Here is a 19476-nt window from a genome sequence, read left to right on the forward strand (position 1 = left end):
ACAGAACATTCATAAAAAAGGACTCAAAAGATAAACAGGCAGAACTCTAAAATCAAAACCTTATTTTTTTACCCAGTTTCCATTAGAATCCTTCTCGTATACTTTCTTAACCGCGCTCCAGGCAACTTTATGGGCAGTTTCTTCTCTTGTATTATCTCCCCGTCGTTCGGAAGGCTCTTTATATTCTTCCCAGGCGCTATTGAAAGCTTCTCTGTAAATATCCTGTCCGTGCTCCGGCAAGTTTTCCCTAACTGTCTCAGGCAGTTCGGAATTAGTTTTATATGGCATTTATCCCCCAACAAATATGGGAGATTATTTTTTAAAAAGATTTTGTATAAACCATGGCTGAATCAGTACGCTCTTCCTGGGGTCTTCATCAGAAGCTCTTTGATCTTACATCACTGATACTTGTATCCTGAGGACTTTTTCAGTTACACGCGTACAACAGTTGAAGCTTGCGAGTGGTATTCAGCGCTGAAGGCACTCTCGTGACTGGGTAAAAGGAAACATTCAGTGCTTTAAAAGTATCCTGTGCTTACAGCTATCTCAAAATGGAGAATAAATGAGATTATAAAAAGGTACCTTTAGAAATAAAACAAATTTTTAGTTTATCGTCCAGTTCAACTTTTTTTCCATTTGCATCGGATTAAAAAATTGTAAATCAAACGTACATTCTACAATTTTATAAAATAAAAATAATGTAATTTAATATAAAGATTAAAGTGTTTTATTCTTTTTCTACGCTGTAGATTTACAGAAATACAATGAAAATGACACATTTCCTTCAGATCGCGTTTTGACCGAACACAAACTGCTTGTTTTTACTGGGTTTTACCTGAGAGTTCATGCTAGCATATGGTCACGGAAGACTTTTTAATGCTGTTATTCCCCCTGGTATTCCCAGAAGTGACCTCGATTATTCTGAAATACGGTAACCCTTTGATGGCCAGATGGGCCATAGCGTCCTCAATATCCAGAGCAGGTTCCTTAATTTTATCCGGGCTTGCTATGGCATTGAGCAGCTCCGCAAGGGCAGGGCTGTTCGAGCTCCAGGTACCGTCGCTCTGGGTTTCGGCTTTAAAAATTTGCCATTCGATTTTAACTGACACAGTACTCCCCCTCAAATGTGCATGTCTATTTGGACTGAGCACTTAAAAAATAAAAGCTCATTAATAATCAAATTTAATTATTTTTATAAGCTTTTGCTTATAACGTTATATTAATCTTATATTGACCTTCTATATATAGCTCGACTTTCTAACTAAAAACCCAAACTTTTGAGGCGGAAGAGATAGACGAAAAGCGGCTTCCCTTTGACAAAACTTACAATCTTGCAGATTCAAGACCTGATTTTAGTGGGCTTAGAACTGTAAGCTTCTGGCTTTCGGGATTTAAGGCCTATAACACAATTCAAGAAATCCAGCACAAGCCGATTAAATTCTGCAGGTTTTTCCACGTTTGGCACATGCGCAGTATCGGCCACAATAATTTTTTTGCTCTCTTTACCTGTTTGACAGCAGGTCAGCCACTCTCAGGACCTCAGAATGGTTCAGAGTACCAGCTATAGCGAGTGTCGGACACCGATCTCGGAAGGCCTCGATTACTGTCGGCGGTTTTAGTGGGTTAAGTGGTTCAGAGTCAGCTTTTTATCAGCTATTAAATTATGATGCAAGCGGAGTTATCCTGCTGTTATAAGTGTCTCCAAAATTTTCTTTTTATAAAGCTGGAGAAATATCAATTCCATTTCTGGGTTTGAACTGGCAAAAATTTTACTTCAAAATCGACAGTGGTAAGCGAGAAAATTCCTTAATCTCTAACCAACGGTTTAATATTATATTAATAATTATATAAAGCCCAATATGGATTCCTCCTTGTATTCTCATACAAGGCTGCCATCGAAAAAGTATGCATAATAATTGTATAGAGAATTTATTTATTCCACTGCAATATGATTCTGAAAGTAGCCGGGATAAATGTAAAAAGTTGAGGTAAGGTTTTATGGCGCCGATGGATATGATGATCTTTTTCCTAGAGATCGCTGTGATGCTCTTTATGGCACTGTTATGCGGGCATGTAATGCGTATGCTCCGTTTTCCTGCGGTCCTGGGTGAACTCTTTGGCGGTATCATCCTTGGTCCGACAATCTGGGGATGGCTTAGTCCAAGCACTTATAACTGGCTGTTTCCAGGATCGGGGGCCATTTTCGATGGCAGGGAGGCCCTTATCCAGATTTGCATGCTGTTTTTTTTATTCGCAGCAGGTCTGGAGATGAACCTGGGGCTAATTAAGAAACGAAGCTTTAACATAGCCTGGGCAAGTTTAATGGGGATATTGATACCATTTATATTGGGTTTCGGAATGATTTTCGTGTTCCCAGATATGTGGAGGGAGCATTTTCAGGGTAGATTATTATTTTTCGCGATGTTTATGGGAACAGCATTGTCAATCTCCGCCCTTCCGGTTATTGCTAGAACTCTTATGGATCTGGATTTGATGAAGACAGATATGGGGATGATCATTACCGGCGCCGCAACCATTGATGATCTAGTAGGGTGGTCGCTATTTGCCTTTATTTTGAGCAGTTTCGCGCCTGAGAGTATACTGGACATTCCGCCTTATATGACTTTCATTCTGGTACTTCTGCTATTTGCTTTCATGCTCACGGTAGGCCGGACTCTGGCGCAGAAAGCTCTTAAATGGTTGAAATTAGATCTGCGGCCTGGTTCGTTCCTTGGAATAACAACAGTCCTTATTCTGTTAGCTGCAGCTTGTGCGGAAGCTATCGGGATACACGCTGTCTTTGGCGCTTTCTTGGTTGGCCTGGCATTTTCTCAGGGTCTGGAAAAACGTGATGACGCGCATGAGATGATCCATCAGTTCGTCATGTATTTTTTTGCTCCTCTCTACTTTGTTTCAATTGGACTGCGAGCGGATTTCGCGGCATCGTTTGACCTCACCATCGTGCTTATAGTCCTTATAATTGCATGTATTGGAAAGATACTTGGTGTGACGCTTGGCTTGATGATCAGCAAGCTGCCACTGAAGCAGTCTGCCGTCATAGGGATTGCCATGAATGCAAGGGGTGCTATGGAAATGATACTTGCTACTGTCGCCAAAGATGCTGGACTTATCGACGATCACATATTTGTGGCTTTGATTATTATGGCGCTGCTGACATCCGTTTTAACAGGTCCGGCAGTCAGCCGATTAAGTGGTTTTGGTCATTATGAGGCGGATTAAATACTATTAAATCTTTTTCAGAGGCAAGGGAGTTCTTATTCTAATCTCTGCTTCAAGAAATTTTTTAATTATTTAGAGAAATGTAAGCCTTAAGTTAGAAGCTTTAATTCCTGCTTTAGTGGACCCTATCAGCGAATTTTTAATGATGATGTTTGAACTGCCTTGAGGCTGACCTGAAAAATAAGTAATGATGGCATTATGTAGAAAAGTAAATATCTAAATAGTGAAAACGTACTGATTTATACATGATATTGATCTATAATATAGGTTGATTTACACATAGCATTGATTTACATATAGAATTTACATAAGCAATATTATTGAGTTAAGGGGTTAATACATAATTATTGGGCGGATATAATGCAAAGTAATGATCTTATTAAAGAGCAGATACTACAGTTAAAAATCGAGATCGCGCAATTAGAAGCCGAGGTTAACAAATTACAGATTTCGATAAACGAAAAAAAATACGCTTTGAATAGATTATCTGAGCTATTAGAAATACGGGGAGTAGCCTTAAATGATAATAGATAAATATATTAAAAGCGTCTATTATCAAAAATAGGATTCTTACATTTTAACCGATTTATATAAATTCTTTTATATATCCTGCAAACAACTTTCTCTATTTTTCAAATCCTTCATTTATTCCGTCCAAGTGGTGTTTGGTGTAACGCGGTTTTTCGGTGACAATAATTATATCTAGAAGGAGGTCAAATCTGCCCTGTAAGCTCTTTATCTTTACATCCCTATCTTCACTTGAGTTATTTGAATTAAAATAACAAACTTTTCCGCATTCTCCAAAAGCATCCTTGGAGATTTTAAGCCTCTAATTTACTCCTTCTACCTAATTTATTCCTTCTATATAGTCTTAATAAGATTGTGTCTCCTTATTTCTCTCAATTAGCTTACTTGAACACTCTGACTGCATCTTTTGCTTTTTGTCCCTACAATCTACCCTCTCCCTTATTTTTAAAAACGAAAAAAAACTAATATAGCAGTAAAAAGGCGTTTTAATTCTTTGTTGAATTAATCTCATTTTCAGATAATTAATTTACATATTTTTATATGCTTTCTTTCGTTTTCTCCTCAACCAGATAATGCTAATTGGGGTCATTGAAAACCCCCTACCCATAATTTGTTATATAGTTTTGAATCTGTGAGATCATTTCAGGATACAATACATATTCTCTACCCCAGCAGACAGTTTACTTATGTGCTAGCAGATCTTGATCGCAAATTCGGTATGCCTGGAAGAATTGAATTGAAATTAAGAGGCTTGAAAGATAATAAAAGCAAGGAAATAAATAATAAGTAAAAAATAAAAAGTAGCAAAAAAATAAGAGTAAAAAAGCAAAAAATATTTATCTGTAAAAATTAAAAATTTAGGCTGAGGAATGTTAAGTCTTTATTTTCCACTTGCTTATCTGCTCTTCACGCCATTTCTCCATTGCTCTCCAGATGGGCAGAGGATCAATGCCATGAACTTTGATATATTCTTCTCGCATGTACTCATTCATATTTCCGTCTACGTAGCGTAATGTAGCCTGATCGGGCTGCAACCTTGCTCCTGTTGGTATTGCTGCAGGGTTTATGCAAACCTCTGCACAGTAGCGCCATTCTTCCCCGCCACCAGTTGATTCTATCCTGAATGGCTTTCCGCAGTTCGGACAGACACCAAACATTGTCTTGTCTTCTTTCTGGTTCATAATTTCCCCCTACGACTGAAAAATTTCCATTTAACTAAATATTGCATGGAAATTTATATACTCAATTTTATATATCTATTTTGCCTAGCTTTCAACATTTTCTATATTTGTTCTTGCTTGCGAATCCTGATAATTATATCTTATGCTTCTCCAGAATAGTTTAAATCTCTATTTTATAGACCTTGCTTGAGAGTAAGAAGTTCAACTGTCGAATTCTTTGAATAATATGGCAATCCTGATAGAATAGGCACATCCTGATAGAATAGGCACATCCTGATAGAATATATAGATATGAAATATGGAGAACGCAGAGAGTGTAAAAAATTAAAAATATAAAAATAATAAAGAAAATGAAAAAATGGAAAGAATTAATGCTGTATAAAGCCAGCTATAAAAAATGAAAAACTGTATTTATTTCTTCCTTATATTTTATTATACTCTATCATACTTTATTATACTTATTAGTTTCATAACTTTGTTAACTTTGTTGTAATTTGAATATCTCCAGGCAAAAAGCTTACAGCTGAAGAACAAAGTTGCTACACAGATAGACATAAACAACAATGCACATACTGAGGTTTGTATTTCGATTGGTGACGTCTTAGTTACTCCTATTTGCCTTCATATGATATTAAAAGCACGATAATGTAACATCCTTTTTATCATTTTCGGTACGTTTCAATCTTTAAGAGTTTCAGACTTATTTTAATACTTGCGCCGCCAGCAGGGCAGTTCGGAAGAAAATCGTTTCAATCCCACTTATTATATCTCTTGCTATCGAATCTTTTAATTTTCCGGCTTATTTTTTCTCTCTCTGGGAGGACTGTAATTTCCGTAGGTAAATTATCTACCAGAGGTTTTTAACCTCAGCTTTTTCCTCCCTGTTGGCAAGGCTCTGATTAGTGTGATGCTCTCCACATCTGCAGTTAAATGTGCCCTGACTCATGGGGTGCGAGTTCAAATCTACCTATTTCATCTGCTCGAGTTCTCCTCTAAATTTAATTCTTCTCCTAGATGTAGACTATTTGTTTTCTTCGGTTATCAAGTTCTCTCCGGTCGACATATTACCGTTGTCCTTGTTTTCTGTTGCGGCGTTTGTCTATCAATAATCTACCCTTATTGATTTTCAATAGAAAAAGAGCAGTGTTGAGATTAAAAAGCCAGTAATAGTCTTAAAAATCAGCGTTTTTAAGTTCAATCATAAAATAGAGGTTTTAAGCTTAATAAAAAATAGAGGTTTTAAGCTCAGTAAAAAAGGAATAGAGGTTTTAAGTTCAATCAAAAAATAGAGGCTTTAAACTCATACTATAAAAATAGAACTTTAAATTCCCTCAAAGATAGAGCTCCTAAACTTAATTAAAGTCATAAGGCTTTTTATGTGTTCTCCAGGGGAAATGATTCGGTTATGAATTCTTTAAATATTTTTTTAGATTTTTCAAATCCGGTATGCACTCCATCCAGGCGCTGCTCCGAGCAATTCGGCTTTTTTGACAGGTCAATGCCGTCTAAGAGCTGGTTAAAGTTATCCTCCATGCCTCTTATTTTTTCAGCCGGGTCTTCGTCCGAGTAGGAAAGAGAGAGTTTTTCCAGATTATCCTCGAAAGTGTATTTAGCTATATCTAGGCCTTTATTAACTCCTTCTTTAAAGTCTGAATAAGCCTGATTGTCTTTATTCCTTTCAATAAAAATATTAAATTTCCTAATAAGGTCCATCATTTTTTGAGTATCCAAAATCCTCGCTTCCTTTTTTTAAATGACTTTGATTTTTGCAATCTACCTTAGATTTGCAGATACAAGAGTTTCAAATTTGTAGAAATACTAAACTATGATTTTTAAACTATGAGTTATGAATATTAGTTGTCATAAAAAATTAAATCAAGCGCTTTTCACACTTTGCATGATAAAAATGCACAGCATAAATATAAACTCTTATATATAAAAATAGTATTTACAAGTATATTAAGCTTTTGAAGTAAAATTGGAGGCTGTTATATTTTCAGATCAGGCTAACAGATGGGAACTATTTTTAATAAATTTATATAAAGTCCTTTCATTATTCGCATAAATTTCAAGCATTACGAACTCACTTCTAATAAATCGACCAATCCATATATAGTTATTTAAAGGGCCCCGTAAAATTAATTATGAGGTTCGCAAAAGAAAGCATTCCAAACAGGAAAAACCATTAATGCGGTTCTTGCCTGAGATTGAGTTTTAAATTTTAACTCGAACGGCCCATCAGGATCTATCCCATTGCTTTTAATAGTGCCATTTGTCTTCTTGATGAACCAGCAGAGGGAGAGCTCCATCAGAGCAAAATAAAGATTATAGGAGCTAGAGGCTACTGTCTTCCTGGATCTGTATACAGATCGAATACTGAGTAGCAGGCTATTATCAAAACCCATGCGTAATATTTTCTCAATTGCTTTTTGGGGGAAGGGATCTCGCGGGCTTCTGTCATGCTGCCTTTATCTCTTTCCTTTAACTTAATATTATAATACTTTTATTAAACTCTTGAATCCGATATTTATTTTAATTCTTGTTTCAATGAACCTTATTCAGGAACATAAATAAGTAACTCAGGTTAAAGTTGGCCAACTGATATTCTCAATCCCTCAAAAAGTGTATTTTTGGTAAATGTTGTCCTCAAATACTCTTATATACAACTAACTATAAATGAAAATATATGAAAGGATTTTCTATAAATATCGAAGAAGCTACTCTGGAAAATGGCAATTTCCGCAAGGTACTCTATACCTCAAAGTACAGCCAACTGGTACTTATGAGCCTCAAACCCGGGGAAGAAATCGGGATGGAAGTGCATGAGGAAAACGACCAGTTTTTCCGTTTTGAGCAGGGGAAGGGGAAGTGCATAATTGACGGCAACGAATACAAACTCCATGACGGCGTTGCGGTGGTCGTTCCGGCCGGCGCTCAGCATAACGTCATCAACACTTCGGAAACGGAGGAACTGAAACTCTATACGATCTATTCGCCGGCGCATCACAAGGATGGAATCATGCGCAAAACGAAAGAAGAAGCCGAAGCCAATGAAGTGGAATTCGATGGAGTAACTACGGAATAACAGTTTATTCCTGCTACGAGCATTGAAAATCCAAAATATAATGCTTTATCTTTTGTAAAAATCTTTTATGTTTTCTCTTTTTGTAGTTGTAGTTTGCTTTATCCTTTTTAGTGGATCATGCTCTCGAATAGTTTCCATATAATTATTCAGCATTACTCTAGATAGAAACCATTACCTCCATAGCTGCACAAGTTCAATAAATTGGCCAATTCTCTGGAGTAGCAATAACCAGTGATTGCCCGCTAAACCGGACGATATTCAGATTATAACTTCGGATACAGATCTTCTTAGAGATTTAGAAAGAGGCTCTGCATATCCCAGACGCAGTAAAAGCTGGGGGTGCATGTTGCCTGCGGACAATAATTTCTGTAACTTCTTTTTGAGTTCCGGTACTTCACATGGCTGATTTGTGTGGGCATTTTTTATACCAAGAATGGTGGCACATAATGCTAGCCTTTCAAAGCTTCGCCCGGTTTTGATCCAAGAATCCCTGTCATTTTTCTCTGGCAGTACGATCATCAATGCAGACGAGCTTCTTATGTACTTTTCATCCTTTTTCAATTGACCCTTAGCGTCCAAAAAGAATTTCATGAACAGTTTCCCTATTATGCGAGACAAGGAAGGATTTCCCATGGCTTTTGAGCTAAGACCATCACGATATCGGTTTGCTTCAGCCTCGTTGAACCTTATCAATGAAACTAGCTCCTGTATAAAATTCCGGTCATTCATCTGTATGTTGTTGCCTTCTTTAACAAGCCCTATTACTCTTTCTATTTTTTCTGGGTTTGCCACAAAAAGCGCCGACACTCCCTGCTCTAATGGCAGTGATGCAAGCCTTTCCACGTCAGCTTCAGTAATAGATCTTCCATCATATTGTCTTCGAGTACTCTGCTTTATCGGGATAGCATTGAAAAGCCGGTCATCATCGATTTTGCCATCTGCAGGCTCAAGATTTACAGAAATAGCACCATTCTGAAAAGAGTATCCCACCAGTGTCCTGTAACCTTCATGCCCGGCAGCTATTACCAGATTCTCCAGTACACATCCAAGGCTTATGTATAGCTTCCTGTCCAGAGGGTCAACAGCCGGAAGTCTCCTTGAAAGATCAGGATAAATAAGAATCAGGTTTTCCTTTACTCTGAACTTCCAGGGCTGAGTATTATGCCCTGAAAAAGCCATTATCGCGTGATGTAAAAATTCTGTCATATCCAGCAGCATCGGTTCACCTGCAATGGTGTATAAAATATTTAAAAAGAGGGGTTTTACTATTTTTACATTTCTTCCAGCAATAATGGAATGTGAAAGAAAGCGCATAACCCGAGCAAATATTTCAATATTTACAAGTTTGGCCTGCTAGGACGTTATATGCTCAGCTAGATGTTTATCTGCTGGATAAGAGTTTCAGTCCTTGTTTAAATGTATCTTACTCTTGAATACCTATTTCTTATTATCGCCAGTGAAAAATATATTTCATCCATCATTCGAAATTATCTACCAGCCTGGATGCAGCTGAAGAAACAATATCATTTATTTTGTCTGCATTCTTGTAGTGGGTTATATAAACCACAGCAATTGCCAAGACTGCTACAGTATAAACAATATCCATCCAAATTGTATTGATTATCTCTCTCAACATACATACCATCCAATTTAATCTACTCTTTAATCTATCTTACAGCCGTTTCAATCATTGCTTTATTGAATCGTACTTTAAAATAAATAAGTAAGGTCAGTGAATATTAAGTATAATAAGCGAATATTATACGATTGGTAGTCAATCTGTGTTTTAATGAATTTTTCTCACTAATGAGATACTGATAAATATCTAAGAGGCTGTCTTAAAATTCAAATCGTTCATACAATTAGGTAATGGCAATGTTAAACTTTAAAAATCATACCGTAAATTTGTTCGGCAATTCAGGTACACATTGATTTTAAAGATGCTGTTTCATCCCATATGGCTACGCACTCGATATATAAAATCAAATGTAATAACCATCATTGATTAAAATTACACTTTAGAAATTTAACGGCTAAATGCTAATGTTTTTAATTTCAAGTGCGTAAGTCCTATCCCAATTGCAGGACTCAAATTTAATTTTAAGACACGTTTGAAGAGATGAATGGATGTTTCAATCTTTGTTTTAATGGATCTTGCTCACCAACCAGCTGGACGGGATAAATTTCTGATCAATGTCTGGCGCTACCGTTAAAGGGGAGTTTGGTCGGAAAAAACAACGGACTCCGAATCCACTGTTGGGCATAATCCCCAAAGTTGTAGACGAATTCCCGTACTTGTCCGATGCACGAGGTGTTGAGAAACTTAGAATCAAACTGCCACCATACTTTCACTTGACCATTCGAATGATTATGAAAATTAAGAATGCCACTAATCCAGTCAGGTATATCCAGCGAATATAAATTCGCCGATTTACTATTTTTGAGTCTAATAATTTTCCTGTTGAGTACAGAATAACTAAATTTATTAGTAAAATGGGAAAAAGATAAATCCACTCTAACCAGCCTAACAAAAACGGTAAGCTACTTGCAACAACTACCAGTAAGAAAATTGCTCCGCTGATTTTCAATGCGTTTTCGCGACCAAGTACCAGGGCTAAGGAACGGGATCCTGCCTGACTATCGCCTTCAATGTCCATAGCGTCTGCCGCAATCTCTTCTCCTAAATCTGTAAGCATTAATATAACTGCGAAAAACCAGACTATTATTTCAAATGGTTTGTTTACTGCTATACCGCCAAAAATAAAAGTCATACCAACCGAAAAGCTTACCATCAGATTTCCAATAAGTCCATCCTTTTTGAACCGCTAGTTGTAAAGAAAACCCACTGCCCAGACCAGAATAACTGCTAGTAAAGCCTCTAAGCTAATCAGGTAGCCTGTGATAAGTCCAAGTACTGCCACAACAATGGAGAGCAGAATGACTTCTCCCTCAGTAACAAGGCCTGCTGGGAGGGGTCTTTCTGGCGCGTTTATTTTGTCAATTTCGAGATCAAAATAGTCGTTAAGGATCAGAGACGTAGCCGAAATGAAAAAAATGCTTAGAAACCCTAATAAAATTTCCATTGTGGTAGGGAGTGCGCCTAATGCCAGTAATTCCCCTAATATCACGCACACTCCTGCAGTAAATGGTAGTTCAAAACGGAATAAGCGGAACAGCCCTAGAATTTTCGGCCTAAGCATAAAAGTATTATAAGTAACGAAATGTTTTAATTTTTTTGAGTGAATTTTGAAGTGGATCTTAAGGGCTTACTCATTAATTTTCTACTTCTTCTCACAAACTCATAAACAACTAACATAATTTCTTTTTGGTTGCAGAGTACAAGAGATAAGCTACTGCAATACTCTTACCTGGCTCTAGATCACACGTTACTGTTGTTCTTCTTTTCATTAATTCCAGTCGCTTTTCTGGTGGTATATAGATATAAAAAAACCCCAGCAATTGACATTACTTCTAAAATTGTAAAATAAATCATTTGTGAGCGGTCACCAGAATTATAATTATGCCAGATGAATAAAAGATAACCGAAGCAGTAAATCACGTTGGCATAGAATGCTTTATTGACCATGACCATGTACGACGCTATTATATTAGGAATAATTATCCAAATATTTTCTATCATTTTTCCCATCCGTTTTTGATATTGAAGCTCGTAAGAGTTCTAATTTCGGCATTATTATAAATAAAACCTAAACTAAGTTCCCCTTCCACTTTGTGCTTGAAAATGCAGAAGCACATAAAATAAGTGAATTAAAATAAAAATAACAGTAATCAGTATATTAAGTTTGTTGAGGGAAGTTTTGAAGTTCTACAGTCTTTTAGAGAACCTTTAATGGAACTGTAGATTGGGTATGGATAGCGTTTCAATCCTTGTTTTAGTGGAAGACCAATCAGGGAACACCTTTTTTGATCAGATAAAACCCTCAACAACCTGTTCTCTTACTTTTCTCCCTGATCATTCACATCTTTTCTCAAAAAATGAAGCTCAAATCTCTTAAAAATATCAAACAGTTGAAAAAATCTCTAAAAAATCAAGCTGGCGAGAACGTTATTATTAAAACGTCTCTAAGTGTTAAATTCGTATCATAGCTGGGTAAATAGAACAAAATACTTGTGAAGAGATCCTTTTAACTGTAACGTAGACCAAAATTGTGTGAATGAGCTCCTGCAGAATTGAGTTGCAGGCAAAAGATACAGGAATAGAGGGGAACACTCGGGGAGTAAGGGACAAAGATGCAATATGGGGGTATTGTGTCGGAAAGGCTCCTTACTCCCTTCTACCTCTAACTTTTTTGTCTATAATCTCTAATATTTTCTTATTTTTTCGGGTTTCTATAAAATTTCCCTTATTTTTCCCTTATTTTTCCCGGATTTTTCTTGGACTCGGCCTTATTTTTTCCAGTTTTTTTCCATACCTCTGGCTCTCAGGTCTTCGGGCATTTTCTCTATAGCGTATCTAAGGGCGGTTCTGGGCATCTCTTTTTTGTTATTCATCACGTATTCGAAGACTTCATGCCTGTGGGATTTGCTGGCTTCTTTAAGCATCCAACCGTAGCCTTTCTGTACCAGGTCGTCTCTGTCTTTGAGCAGGAGATCAGAGATTTCAAAAACCTCTTCAAGGAAATTGCCTTTTCGGGCAGGCAGGATCAGGGTTACTGCAGATGCTCGCCTTACCCATCTGTTGTCCGACAGGGCCCAGACCTTGAGTTTTTCCACATATGCCGGAAATTTCTCTATAAAAGAGCCCACTGCATGGTTGCAGAGAGTGTCACACTTCGCCCAGTTGTTAACGTAGTTTTCAACCCAGTGCTCAAAGGTAAGAAAATCGTCTTCGGAGTAATCATTTCTTACCTGGTAAGCCCACTCGGCTGCAATATAGGCTTCCTCGCAGTAGTCGGACCGAAAGAGTTCCTCGCACAGGCAAAAGATCTCTTTTTTGTCTTCGGACTCGATCTCATTAAAGTAACTTTTCGCAATTCTTCTCACAAGCGCAGTCTTTACTCCGTAGCAGCGGACTTCTTCTTTAAAAAAGCGAGACGAACTGGATTTTGTTTTCTCATCCACGCTGAGGGCTAGCTCCTCTCTGATCCTGGATATAATATTAGGTTCCACAGTTCTCTATTTAATAAGGGGTGTACTTATATTTTATTTATATATACTTACATTTTATTCATATTTATTTACATTCTACTTCTATCTTGTTTTTGAGCACTTCCAGATAAATAAAAAGCGTAGATAAATAAAATAGAGCCTGAAAACATTTTTCATAAGGAAATTCAATCTCTATTTATGCCCAAAGTAAAAATTCGCCCTCAAGAACTCTTTGATGCCGAACGTTTCTTTGACATAATTACACGTACAAACCTCGAGTTCATTGAGTTTCCTATAAAAACGCTTGAAGAAGAAAGGTATTTTCTGGAACTAAATGAAACTAAAAGAAAGGCTAACTTTGAGTACAACTTTTCCGTTCTTTATTACGGAAGACTTGTGGGAGCCTGCGGGATAAGGATTGACCAGCACAGGCCCTGGATAGGAGAAATCGGTTACTTCATTGACAGGGACTATCAGGGAATGGGGATTGCAACCGAGGCTGTAAGACAGCTTGAAAAGGTCGGGTTTGAGCAACTGGATTTAAGGAGAATTGTTATCCTTATGGATACCCGGAACCTTGCAAGCGAGCGTGTGGCCCAGAAATGCGGGTACGAAAAAGAAGGCACAATGAAAAAAGTCCATCGGATAGGGGAAGATTATTACGATTGCTTCCTTTATGCGAAAACCAGATAATGAAGAATGAAGGGCGAAAGAAAAAAATCATATACTCCCGGAAGGAAAATCAAACAGGCTGGAATAGATTAAAATAAAAATTCAGGTCAGCCTGTAAACCTGTAATTAGAGACGGAAAACATGCAGGCAGCGCAGGCCTGACTGAGTCATACAAGCCCGATAACCTGTATAAGGCTGTTTCCATACCAGACAACCATAAGATTATTTGCGGTTACAAAGACCCCAACGGATTCTATAATACGTTTTGTGAGAGCCCATTTTTCCCCCGACGCTTTTATCAAAGGGGCTGCATAAAAAAGCAGGAGAATAAAACCTACTTTAACAAGTAAAAGGTGATATATCCCGTAATTTTCCAGAATCATTGCAGGGACCGGATTATATTCCGTACCCTGAGGTAAGGCACAAACAGTAGAGGCCCAATCTCCTATTACATAGAAAAGAATGATGAAACGTATCTCGTAGAGGTAGGAACTGAACGAACCCCGAGCACTGCAGACTTCCAACAAATAACCCCCCAGAACTACCCGTTTTTCGGTAGAGGCAAAACTATATTATAAGATTAAATATACGTAAGAAACAAAGACAAGAAACTAAAATAGAGACTAATAATTTTTAGAAAGGTCCCATTAAGAATCTTTGGACAATTCAGGGCATAAGATGCGTTAAATCGGATGTAAATATATCAGCTAATTTGTTACGATGTTAGGTATTTGTACTCATAGTTTTATTAAGGTTTATTATCTCTGGTTGTAACCTTTTGAAAGAGTTAAACTGCAAATACTTATATCTAAAATTATAGGTTGGTTTGCTCACAGAAAAATTGAGTGTAATCTCAAATTCATGGATTAGCGAGACTTTTACTCTAGACTTTCAGATAGATGATAAAAATGACTCAAAACATGGACTTTCCAGGGAAGACCGATTCTCCTTCCTTACTGGAACTGAAAAATGTAACCGTTGTCAGAGGCGGGAGAAAAATCCTTGATTCGGTGTCCCTATCAATTGGGCAGGGAGAACATGTTGCGATTATTGGGCCTAATGGCTCTGGGAAATCTTCTCTCATCAAGACATTTACAAAGGAATATCACCCTCTTGCAGCGGCTGATGGGCTTGTTCTGAATATTATGGGCAAAGGGACTTGGAATGTCTTTGATCTCAGGAAACTGCTCGGGATAGTCTCCGGTGACCTTCAGCAGATCTACTATCGCCAGGTTAGTGTGCTGGATGTCGTACTCTCAGGGTTTTTCAGCAGCATAGGAATTTACTATAACCATAAAGTTACCCCTGAAATGGAAACCAGAGCAAGGGAAGTGCTTGAGTTTCTTGAGATTTCCCACCTTACAGACAGGCTGATGTCCGAACTTTCCTCAGGAGAAGCCAGGAGGGTACTTATAGGGAGAGCCCTTGTGCATGACCCCGAAGCCCTTATTTTAGATGAGCCTGCAAACAGCCTTGACCTTAAAGCCCTTCATAGCTTCCGCGAAATTGTTCGGAAAATTGCCGGCTCGGGAAAGAGTATTATTCTTGTTACTCACACCCTTGAAGATATTATTCCCGAAATTAACCGTGTGATTCTAATAAAAAACGGAAAAATCTTCATGGACGGAAAAAAGCCGGAAATTCTTACCGACGCAAACCTTTCGGAATTGTTTTCCCTTCCGGTTGAAGTCGTGGAGAAGAACGGTTACTACCAGGCTCTCATCTGAGGATCAGGCATGAATTAAAACAAAAGAGCTGACAAAGTGAAAAATTAACGCAAGCATATTAAAAATGCAGGCTGATCAACAGTCAGGCATATTAACAATCTCGGCTTATCAGCAGTTCAGGCTTATCAATAACTCTGAAGTATCAGAATAAACTGATACTGATTTATGCTTTTTATCGATATCCTCAACAGGTTCTGCGACTTTCATGTTTTTCCTTTTTCTCTTTAACATTGTCTATCTTCATTTCTTCTAACAGGCCGCAGTTATAAATTTTAATCGTTCCGTCACGCGTCCTGCATCCCTTACAAACTTCTCTTCGATTGATACACTTTAATATTCATACGTGAATTTAAATATAAACATACAACTGAATGGCAAAAGGCCCTGGGGGATTAAAAATTGGGAAAGCATTTTGTCATAATTGCCGGAGAAGAAGCAGGTCCTAAATCAAATAAAATGGGCGGGATCTGGAATGTTATTCATGAAGAAGCACAAACCCTTGCCGCGCTTGTCGATTCAGGGCAACTAGATACAAAAGAAGATAAAGAGATCCTCGTTGCGGGCCCTTATTATGCGCACAGGGGTGCGGATTGGAATCGGGGGTTAAACAGGATTACGGATATGGAGGAATTTGAATCCCTCAACCCTGACGAGGAACTCCGGAAAAGTCTTGAATCCCTTGAAAACTCAGGTATCAAGGTGTTTACAGGAGGCAAATTCGTAGGGAAAATGAAGATAGGATATTTGCAGTTTCAAACCTCAGATTTTGGGAAAATACGTTCCATATATCAGGGAAAGGAGATGAACCTTGAAAGCAGGATTAAAGCTGAAGCCTACGAGCACCTTGGGCTTGACTCCCTGAGATATGAAAATATGTCAAACGGGCTTGAATATACCCATTACCTCTGCCTGTCCTATGCGATTTCCGAGCTTATTAGGCTCCTTATAAGCACAGCTTCGGAAAATCCCGAAACCTCTGGTGTAGCTTCAACTCAGGGTTCTATTCCCTGCCCAGGTGTCTCTCTGCACTGCCATGAATTTGGGGTTTTTTATGCGCCAGCCAGGCTCAAGAAACTCGGAATCCCGGTAAATACGGTTGCAACCCTGCACGCAACTCTGCCCGGAAGGAATGCAGGATATAACTCCATCCAGAAAAGAAGGAATAATGACAGCACATGGCCTTCAGGCGTGCCTGAAAACCTGGCTGCCCTTGAGGCTCTGGCTGCATATGCCGATACGGTTACTGCAGTCGGGGAATCGACCCGCCAGGAAGCCAGGCTCTTTTACGGGATTCACGGGATTGTTATCCGAAACGGAATAACCATAGAGTCTGATAAGATAGACTGGGACCTGAAAGAAAGCTCCCTTGAAAGAATCCGAAAATTTCTTTCCGAAAACCTGTATAAGTACCACGGAGGGGAAAGGATAGAACCTGAAAAGATAATCCCGATTTTCACAATTTCCCGTCTGGAGGTGGAAAATAAAGGGTATCCTGACCTTCTCGATTCCCTTGTTGCGCTTGAGCATATAATAAAGAACAGTATTCTCGAAGGGCATATGCAGGAGGGAATCAGGGTAATCTGTTTCCTTGTTACGGCCGAAGGGCCCAAAACAAATCTCCCCTCAGGATTTCCTGTGAACCTGCCAAAAGAAGTGCTTGTGGGAAACGAGCTGAGAATCCAGCAGATGATCGAGGAAAAGGGGCTTGATTTTTCGAAAATGGTACGGGGAAAACGCTCGGTTGCAGCACTTCTATATCCCCAGATTCTTTCAAGCTCGGATGGAGGACTGGGCATGGAAGTTGGGGAATTTATGGCAGGCTGCTGTGCAGGCATTTTTCCCTCGCGCTATGACCCCTTCCTGCTCACAGGGCTTGAAGCCGGAATAGAAGGAACCCCAAGCGTGGTCAGCCAGGTCTGCGGCTTCAGTGATGCGATAAAGACAATTGAATCCCTTAAAGAAGTGCTTGGGGGAGTGATAGTTGTAGACAATATCAATCTTTCCTATTACGAAACAGTCCTTGACTACGCCCTGGCAGTCAGCTATTTCACGCGAAATTTCATAGAGGACAGGGTAAAGTATAAACTCCTCTGCAGAGAAGCCTTCCTCCTTGCAAAAGATATGGACTGGAAAGCTCCTACTGAACAGTATTATGAACTGATAAGCGGGGCTAGGTTCTGCAAACAGGAAAATGCTGCTGGTAGGGGATAAAAAGATAGTTGAAGTATCTGGAATAACAAAAAGAGATATGATGAGGTTTTCCTGAAATGTCAGAAATCAGAAAACATTACTTTCTTTCCGAGTACTGTATAATTGCCGAAGAAAGATCTAAAAGACCTTCGGATTTTGCAGTTGCGGACGAAGGCCGCGGGAAAAACGGCTCTGAAAGCTGCCTTTTCTGCGGAGGAGCCGAGGAAAATACCCCTCTTGCCACTGCTGTCTATAAAAATGGGAAAATCTATTCCGATACCCCTGAAAAAAGGGTACGCAACTGGGATTTCCGCTGCTTTCCTAATCTTTATCCTGCTCTTTCACCTGTGCCTGACTCCCCAAAGCATGAGGAAAATGGGCTGCAGGCTGAACCCGGGTATGGGTTTCATGAAGTTATCGTAGAGTCACCTTTGCATGGGAGAAGGCTTGAGGATTTTTCTAATTTTGAAATCTCAGGACTCATGCAGGTTTATAGAGACCGTACATGCAGTTATACATCTCGTGAAAATATACGCTACGTTTCCCTGTTTAAAAATTCCGGGGAGAAAGCAGGGGCTTCGATTAACCATCTCCACAGCCAGCTTCTTGCCCTGCCTTTTTGTCCCCCTCTTCTGGCAAGGGAACTGAAAGTTATCAGGAAAATAGAGAAATGTCCTTACTGTGCTATCTTTAATCTGGAAAAAACCTCTTCCCGTTTGATATCTGAAAACAGCGAATGGATAGCCTTTACTCCTTATTCCTCAATGGGGCCATTTGAAGTTTGGATCCTTTCCCGAAAGCATGTCAGTTCTCTTGGTGATTGCAGTGACGAACTTCTTTTTGCTCTGGGGCATATTCTGAAAGACATTCTCAAAAGTTATGGACGAGTTCTTGGAAACCCACCGTTCAACTATATGTTTTACCAGCTTTCCGAAGCTCCTGAATATCACCTGAACCTTCGTTTGCTCCCTAGAATTTCTATTAATGCGGGTTTTGAGCTCAATACAGGAAGTTATATCAATACTATTTCTCCGGAAAGGGCAGCCTCTTATTTGAGGGAAGACCTTACGCACGGAGAATGAGACTCCTAAATAACTGAAAAAGAGGGGTTTAACAGACTCTTCTAATTTCCAGTCTAGGTTATAACAAAAATTTACAGATATGTTTATCTACCATTAAAAAGGAATAAAGTTAGTAAAGTATAGAATACCAAATTCTTAACGCAAAAACCATCTTCGTATCATGTAAATCAAGGTCATACCCCTTTTGCTTTATATAACCTGTTGAAGGCTTAGGGGGCATAGAATTACAGAAAGATTGTGGCAAGCTGGATTCAGTGAACTTTAGATTAGTATAACTGAATAATACAACTGAATAATATACTTTTAATATACAGATTAATACTATTAATTAATATAAACGATTAAATAAAATTACTAATATATCTCATTAATATAACAAACCATTAATATGTCTGAATTCAGCAAACTAAAGAATGTAATATTAGAAAGGCAAGGGGGAGCCTGCATTCTTCTTTACTCCTTAACTCCCATTTTGACAAAGGGATAAGTGAGCTTATGAAAAAGATTCGAATAGGAATGTTTACTTGGGAAAGTTTGTATTCGATACGTGTAGGAGGGATTTCACCTCATGTATCCGAGCTCTCTGATGCTCTTGCAGCAGAGGGGCATGAGGTCCACCTGTTTACACGAGACTGTGAAAATAAAGATGAGATAATAAATGG

At 38.6% G+C, this 19476-nt stretch carries 16 protein-coding genes and 1 pseudogene; 7 read left to right on the forward strand and 10 right to left on the reverse strand.

Going from position 1 to position 19476, the window contains the following annotated elements:
* Positions 1 to 60: 60 nt before the first annotated feature.
* The 3 genes from BP621_RS06130 to BP621_RS06140 all read right to left on the reverse strand — a co-directional run bounded on the left by BP621_RS06130 (position 61) and on the right by BP621_RS06140 (position 1483).
* On the reverse strand, positions 61 to 288 hold the full coding sequence (locus BP621_RS06130) for a ChaB family protein (protein ID WP_292388543.1): 228 nt from the start codon (positions 286 to 288) through the stop codon (positions 61 to 63).
* 560 nt (positions 289 to 848) lie between these two features.
* Positions 849 to 1109: a hypothetical protein gene (locus BP621_RS06135; protein WP_292388544.1), complete on the reverse strand. Its 261-nt coding sequence runs from the start codon at positions 1107 to 1109 to the stop codon at positions 849 to 851.
* A 230-nt stretch (positions 1110 to 1339) separates the two neighbouring features.
* The gene (locus tag BP621_RS06140) at positions 1340 to 1483 is read right to left on the reverse strand and encodes a hypothetical protein (RefSeq protein ID WP_292388545.1); all 144 of its coding nucleotides are present in this window, start codon (positions 1481 to 1483) and stop codon (positions 1340 to 1342) included.
* Between the two features lie 515 nt (positions 1484 to 1998).
* Here BP621_RS06140 and BP621_RS06145 point away from each other — a divergent pair.
* On the forward strand, positions 1999 to 3240 hold the full coding sequence (locus BP621_RS06145) for a cation:proton antiporter (protein WP_292388547.1): 1242 nt from the start codon (positions 1999 to 2001) through the stop codon (positions 3238 to 3240).
* A gap of 1400 nt (positions 3241 to 4640) precedes the next feature.
* Here BP621_RS06145 and BP621_RS06150 read toward each other — a convergent pair.
* Both BP621_RS06150 and BP621_RS06155 read right to left on the reverse strand, forming a co-directional pair.
* Positions 4641 to 4949: a hypothetical protein gene (locus BP621_RS06150; RefSeq protein WP_292388548.1), complete on the reverse strand. Its 309-nt coding sequence runs from the start codon at positions 4947 to 4949 to the stop codon at positions 4641 to 4643.
* A gap of 1374 nt (positions 4950 to 6323) precedes the next feature.
* On the reverse strand, positions 6324 to 6680 hold the full coding sequence (locus BP621_RS06155; protein ID WP_292388549.1) for a hypothetical protein: 357 nt from the start codon (positions 6678 to 6680) through the stop codon (positions 6324 to 6326).
* 955 nt (positions 6681 to 7635) lie between these two features.
* Here BP621_RS06155 and BP621_RS06160 point away from each other — a divergent pair.
* Entirely contained in the window at positions 7636 to 8034 is a 399-nt protein-coding gene (locus tag BP621_RS06160; protein WP_292388551.1) for a cupin domain-containing protein, read from the forward strand.
* A gap of 258 nt (positions 8035 to 8292) precedes the next feature.
* Here the strand turns inward: BP621_RS06160 and BP621_RS06165 are convergent, their stop codons facing one another.
* The 4 genes and pseudogenes from BP621_RS06165 to BP621_RS06180 form a co-directional block, all read right to left on the reverse strand.
* Positions 8293 to 9348 carry an Acg family FMN-binding oxidoreductase gene (locus BP621_RS06165; protein WP_292388552.1) on the reverse strand — a complete coding sequence of 352 codons (1056 nt, stop codon included), beginning with the start codon at positions 9346 to 9348 and terminating at the stop codon, positions 8293 to 8295.
* Positions 9349 to 9511: 163 nt separating this feature from the next.
* Complete coding sequence (locus BP621_RS06170) at positions 9512 to 9679, reverse strand: hypothetical protein (RefSeq protein ID WP_292388553.1); 168 nt, start codon at positions 9677 to 9679, stop codon at positions 9512 to 9514.
* A 703-nt stretch (positions 9680 to 10382) separates the two neighbouring features.
* A pseudogene (locus BP621_RS06175) lies at positions 10383 to 11234 on the reverse strand (UbiA family prenyltransferase).
* A 1207-nt stretch (positions 11235 to 12441) separates the two neighbouring features.
* Positions 12442 to 13164 (reverse strand): DNA alkylation repair protein, encoded by a 723-nt coding sequence (locus BP621_RS06180; protein ID WP_292388554.1) that lies wholly within the window; start codon positions 13162 to 13164, stop codon positions 12442 to 12444.
* 177 nt (positions 13165 to 13341) lie between these two features.
* Between BP621_RS06180 and BP621_RS06185 the strand changes: the two genes are divergently transcribed.
* Complete coding sequence (locus BP621_RS06185) at positions 13342 to 13836, forward strand: GNAT family N-acetyltransferase (RefSeq protein ID WP_292388555.1); 495 nt, start codon at positions 13342 to 13344, stop codon at positions 13834 to 13836.
* Positions 13837 to 13982: 146 nt separating this feature from the next.
* On the opposite strand, the gene BP621_RS06190 is transcribed toward BP621_RS06185, so the two are convergent.
* The gene (locus BP621_RS06190) at positions 13983 to 14339 is read right to left on the reverse strand and encodes a hypothetical protein (RefSeq protein ID WP_292388556.1); all 357 of its coding nucleotides are present in this window, start codon (positions 14337 to 14339) and stop codon (positions 13983 to 13985) included.
* A gap of 375 nt (positions 14340 to 14714) precedes the next feature.
* Here BP621_RS06190 and BP621_RS06195 point away from each other — a divergent pair, with 375 nt between their 5' ends.
* From BP621_RS06195 to BP621_RS06210, 4 genes are all read left to right on the forward strand, one after another.
* Positions 14715 to 15542: an ABC transporter ATP-binding protein gene (locus BP621_RS06195; RefSeq protein ID WP_394339285.1), complete on the forward strand. Its 828-nt coding sequence runs from the start codon at positions 14715 to 14717 to the stop codon at positions 15540 to 15542.
* A 456-nt stretch (positions 15543 to 15998) separates the two neighbouring features.
* Positions 15999 to 17753, forward strand: coding sequence for a glycosyltransferase (locus tag BP621_RS06200; protein ID WP_394339286.1), 1755 nt, complete (start codon positions 15999 to 16001; stop codon positions 17751 to 17753).
* A 56-nt stretch (positions 17754 to 17809) separates the two neighbouring features.
* The gene (locus tag BP621_RS06205) at positions 17810 to 18814 is read left to right on the forward strand and encodes a galactose-1-phosphate uridylyltransferase (protein WP_292388559.1); all 1005 of its coding nucleotides are present in this window, start codon (positions 17810 to 17812) and stop codon (positions 18812 to 18814) included.
* Between the two features lie 495 nt (positions 18815 to 19309).
* Positions 19310 to 19476: glycogen/starch synthase (locus BP621_RS06210; protein ID WP_292388560.1), on the forward strand; the 167-nt coding region annotated here is incomplete at its 3' end.

This window comes from Methanosarcina sp. UBA5, from assembly GCF_002505485.1.
Lineage (GTDB): Archaea > Halobacteriota > Methanosarcinia > Methanosarcinales > Methanosarcinaceae > Methanosarcina.

Coding starts and splice junctions, on each gene's coding strand:
- BP621_RS06130 (WP_292388543.1), bottom strand. CDS start 288: ATGCCATATAAAACTAATTCCGAACTGCCTGAGACAGTTAGGGAAAAC.
- BP621_RS06145 (WP_292388547.1), top strand. CDS start 1,999: ATGGCGCCGATGGATATGATGATCTTTTTCCTAGAGATCGCTGTGATG.
- BP621_RS06150 (WP_292388548.1), bottom strand. CDS start 4,949: ATGAACCAGAAAGAAGACAAGACAATGTTTGGTGTCTGTCCGAACTGC.
- BP621_RS06160 (WP_292388551.1), top strand. CDS start 7,636: ATGAAAGGATTTTCTATAAATATCGAAGAAGCTACTCTGGAAAATGGC.
- BP621_RS06165 (WP_292388552.1), bottom strand. CDS start 9,348: ATGCGCTTTCTTTCACATTCCATTATTGCTGGAAGAAATGTAAAAATA.
- BP621_RS06170 (WP_292388553.1), bottom strand. CDS start 9,679: ATGGTATGTATGTTGAGAGAGATAATCAATACAATTTGGATGGATATT.
- BP621_RS06185 (WP_292388555.1), top strand. CDS start 13,342: ATGCCCAAAGTAAAAATTCGCCCTCAAGAACTCTTTGATGCCGAACGT.
- BP621_RS06195 (WP_394339285.1), top strand. CDS start 14,715: ATGATAAAAATGACTCAAAACATGGACTTTCCAGGGAAGACCGATTCT.
- BP621_RS06200 (WP_394339286.1), top strand. CDS start 15,999: ATGGGCGGGATCTGGAATGTTATTCATGAAGAAGCACAAACCCTTGCC.
- BP621_RS06205 (WP_292388559.1), top strand. CDS start 17,810: ATGTCAGAAATCAGAAAACATTACTTTCTTTCCGAGTACTGTATAATT.